The sequence below is a fragment of the Desulfosarcina cetonica JCM 12296 genome, assembly GCF_001311845.1.
Taxonomy (GTDB): Bacteria; Desulfobacterota; Desulfobacteria; order Desulfobacterales; family Desulfosarcinaceae; genus Desulfosarcina; species Desulfosarcina cetonica.
On the sequence record NZ_BBCC01000343.1, the window covers coordinates 1 to 3,497 of the forward strand.

General features: G+C 63.1%; 4 protein-coding genes and 1 pseudogene. 3 read left to right on the forward strand and 2 right to left on the reverse strand.

What is annotated here, in order from left to right; all coding sequences use genetic code 11:
- On the reverse strand, nt 1-659 hold a 659-nt coding region (locus JCM12296_RS46645), incomplete at its 3' end, for a U32 family peptidase (protein WP_246805265.1).
- Nucleotides 660-708: 49 nt separating this feature from the next.
- Nucleotides 709-975, reverse strand: a pseudogene (locus JCM12296_RS46650) (U32 family peptidase); the annotation flags it as partial.
- Between JCM12296_RS46650 and JCM12296_RS46655 the strand changes: the two are divergent.
- The 3 genes from JCM12296_RS46655 to JCM12296_RS33425 form a co-directional block, all read left to right on the forward strand.
- Nucleotides 871-1,299 (forward strand): hypothetical protein, encoded by a 429-nt coding sequence (locus tag JCM12296_RS46655; protein ID WP_246805266.1) that lies wholly within the window; start codon nt 871-873, stop codon nt 1,297-1,299. The pseudogene JCM12296_RS46650 and the gene JCM12296_RS46655 overlap by 105 nt on opposite strands.
- Before the next feature lie 367 nt (nt 1,300-1,666).
- Complete coding sequence (locus tag JCM12296_RS33420) at nt 1,667-2,422, forward strand: ATP-binding protein (RefSeq protein ID WP_054702274.1); 756 nt, start codon at nt 1,667-1,669, stop codon at nt 2,420-2,422.
- A partial coding sequence (locus JCM12296_RS33425) for a DEAD/DEAH box helicase (protein WP_157068151.1) occupies nt 2,322-3,497 on the forward strand: 1,176 nt, incomplete at its 3' end. The genes JCM12296_RS33420 and JCM12296_RS33425, both read left to right, overlap by 101 nt.

The window sequence follows — 3,497 nt, forward strand, 5'->3', positions numbered from 1 at the left end:
TGACGGCGGGACGGCCTCGACGGCCGGCACCTGGGCTTCCAAGTCGGCAAGCATCTCTTCCAGGGCCTCTCCCGACGATCGGTGAGAAACACCGGTGCGCCGGTGGTGGGGATCCGCGTGCCACCCAGCTTCAAGGGATAGCGCCCTTTCTGGGGCACATGGCGGGTCACCCGGCAGATGGTGTGGCCGGGCTCGTCCTCGTAGCCGATACGCAGGACATCGCCGGGCAGAAGGGCCTGGCGGACCACCACCCAGGGATTCTTGGCCGGCCCCTGCACCTTGCCCATGAAAAGCCCCGAGGCGGTCTGTCGGCGGGTGTCGATGGGCGCCTGGGGCCGCTGGGGCAAAAAGCGATAATGGGAGCCCTCGCGCCCCAGCCCCTGGGCCAGGAGAGCCAGGGCATCGCGTTTGGCCGCCGCATCCTTTCCCGCGTCGCGCAACAGGCGATAGGCGCTGACCGTATAGAAGACGTAATGAGGGCCCTTTTTGCGCCCCTCGATCTTCCAGGCCCTCACCTTTTCCACCTGGTCCAGGATCTTGACCAGCACGTCCACGGAAAAATCCTGACAGGAGAAGGCCCGCGTCGTCTGGCCGCCCTGGCGGTAACGCCGGCGGCAGGGCTGGACGCAACGACCGCGCAACCCGCTCTTGCCGCCCATGAACGCTGCTCCAGTAGCAGCGGCCCGAAACCCCGTAACATAACGCGCCGTGAATGAACGTTTCCAGATCCATGCCCTCGGGGCAGGCCGCGGCCATGGCCTTGATCTCGTCGATGGAAAGCTCCCGGGGAACCACCACCCGCGCCACTTGCAAGTGCCGGGCAATGAATCCCAGCGCCCGGGGAAAACTCACGTTGGCCAGGGTGGAAAGGTGGATTTCACCGCGAAATCCCGCCTGGCGGGCCAGCAGCACGACCCCGGGATCCTGGACGATCAGGGCGTCCGGCCGCACCTGGCGCTGCAGCCCGTCGATCACTTGTCCTGCCCGGTCCACCTCGTCCGGCTTGATCAGCGTGTTGACGGTAACAAAGACCTTCACCCCGCGGGCATGGGCCAAGCCCACCAACTGGGCCAGCTCCTCAAGGGAGAAGTTCTTGGCTTCCATGCGCGCCGACAGGGATTTGAGACCGCAATAAATGGCATCGGTGCCGGCGGCCAGGGCGGCCAGAAACGCGGCACGGTTTCCCGCCGGGGCGAGAATGGCCGGTTGATGGAGGTTGGGAGCGTTCACGATCAGGCGGTTCCGTTGCTTGTGTTGATGACCGCGCCACCAGTCTTTGCCGGCAGCGCACGAGAATAGGCCACCATACTCGTTGGCGGCGCCGGGGGTCAAGCAGGGATGAAATGAGCCAAATGACAAAGCCCAAAATCCGAATGTCAATTGAAGGATCGAATCGATTTTAAATCGATGGAACGCCGCTATTTGGCATTTGGATTTTGACATTTGGCATTTTCATTTTCCTGGGATAGAATTGTCGACCATTGTATGGCCCGTGTGATAAATTGTGTGCTTTCCATTCCCCACCTTTCCCTTGCCCTTATGGCAATTCGTCTTATATTATCGGCACTGTTTCGATCCACCGGCCAGCGGTTTCCCCCAACGCGCACCGGCGCTCTCCCTCTTCAACGGATCATGGCCACGTTTACGGGCATGAAAGGATAAGCGTATGAAACTGGCAGTCAGCGGAAAAGGCGGCGTAGGCAAGACAACATTTTCGGCCCTTTTGGCCCGGACCCTGAGCGATCGCGGCAAGACCGTGCTGGCCATCGATGCCGACCCGGACGCCAACCTGGCGGCGGCCCTGGGCATCGCCGATGCCGACAAGATCACCCCCATCGCCGAAATGAAGGAGCTGATCTTCGAACGCACCGGCGCCCAGCCCGGCACCATCGGCGGATTCTTCAAACTCAATCCCAAGGTCGACGATATTCCCGACACCCTCTCCACCCGCCTGGGCAACATCAAGCTCATGCGCCTGGGCAGCGTCAAGAAAGGGGGTGGCGGTTGCCTCTGCCCGGAGTCCACCCTGCTCAAGGCCCTGGTCACCCACGTGGTCCTGGGACGCAACGAGGTGGTGATCATGGACATGGAGGCCGGCATCGAGCATCTCGGTCGGGCCACGGCCCAGGCCGTGGACAAGCTGATCGTGGTCGTCGAACCGGGCCGGCGCAGCATCGACACGGCCGAACACATCAAGCGCCTGGCCGCCGAGATTCATCTTAAAAACATCGCCGTGGTGGGTAACAAGATCCGTGGCCCCAAGGATGAGGAATTCCTGCGCACTCAGCTAAACGGATTCGAGTTCCTTGGATTCCTGCCTTATGACAACGTCCTCATCGAAGCCGACCTCTCCGGCGCATCGCCCTACGAGACCGCAACGACCGCCAAGGAAGTGGTCGCTGACATCATCGATAAATTGTAGCCCATCATATGAGCCATCCGCCCAAAGGCGCCCCCCAGGGGCGCCGCCGTTATCCGTCGCGCAAAAAAGACAAGGCCGACCGTCGTCGCGCTTTCCCCATCTCACTCCCGACGCCGACCCGCAGCTCAAGGCGGTCTTCGCCGATATCGGCACCCCCAGGAACCGGCCCTTCAAGCCCGATCGCTTCCAGACCGAGGCCGTTGCCGTTATCGCTGAGGCGGATTGCCTGGTAACGGCGCCCACCGGTGCGGGCAAAACCTGGATTGCCGTCCAGGCCATCCGGCGCGTGTTCGATGCCGGTGGCCGCGCTTGGTACGCCTCACCGCTCAAGGCCCTCACCAACGCCAAGTTGATCGAGTTTTCCGATATTTTCGGCCCCGACCAGGTGGGGATTCTCACCGGTGACCGCAAGGAGCGGCCCGACGCCCCGATCATCGTGGGCACCACCGAAATCCTGCGCAACCAGCTTTACGATGCCATGCATCAGGGCGTCTCCCTGAACACCGACCTGGTCGTGCTGGACGAGGCCCACTTCCTGGGCGACGAGGAGCGCGGCGTGGTCTGGGAGGAAACCATGATTTACCTGCCGCCGCGCATCCCCCTGCTGATGCTGTCGGCCACGGTGGGCAACGCCGGCGCCATTGCCGACTGGCTGACCGCCATCCGCGGACGCCCCTGCCAAGTGGTGGCCGAGAACCGTCGACCGGTGCCCCTGGTTCCCATGGTGCTCGACCCGTCCGGCACATTGCTACCCCTCAAGGCCAAGGGCGAACGCGGGGGCCGCAAGCTGCACAAACGCGTCGAAAGCCTGGCCAAGGCCAAGAAAGCACCGGAGCTTTCCCGAGGCCGTGGACTGCCGCCCTTCGGCGACATCCTGCGCGTGCTCAAGGCCTTCGACCTTTTACCGGCGATCTTCTTCCTCAAATCGCGCAGCGACTGCGACGCGGCCCTGAACCTGTGCCATGGTGCCGTACCCCTGAGCGACGACCAGAAAGCCCGCATCATCGACCGCGTCCACCAATTGACCGAAAATTCGCCGCACCTGGCCCAGCACCGCCAGCGCCTGCATGTGGAG

What these genes read in the sequence shown, in the direction of transcription:
- JCM12296_RS33420 (WP_054702274.1), top strand. Translation starts at nt 1,667, where the DNA reads ATGAAACTGGCAGTCAGCGGAAAAGGCGGCGTAGGCAAGACAACATTT.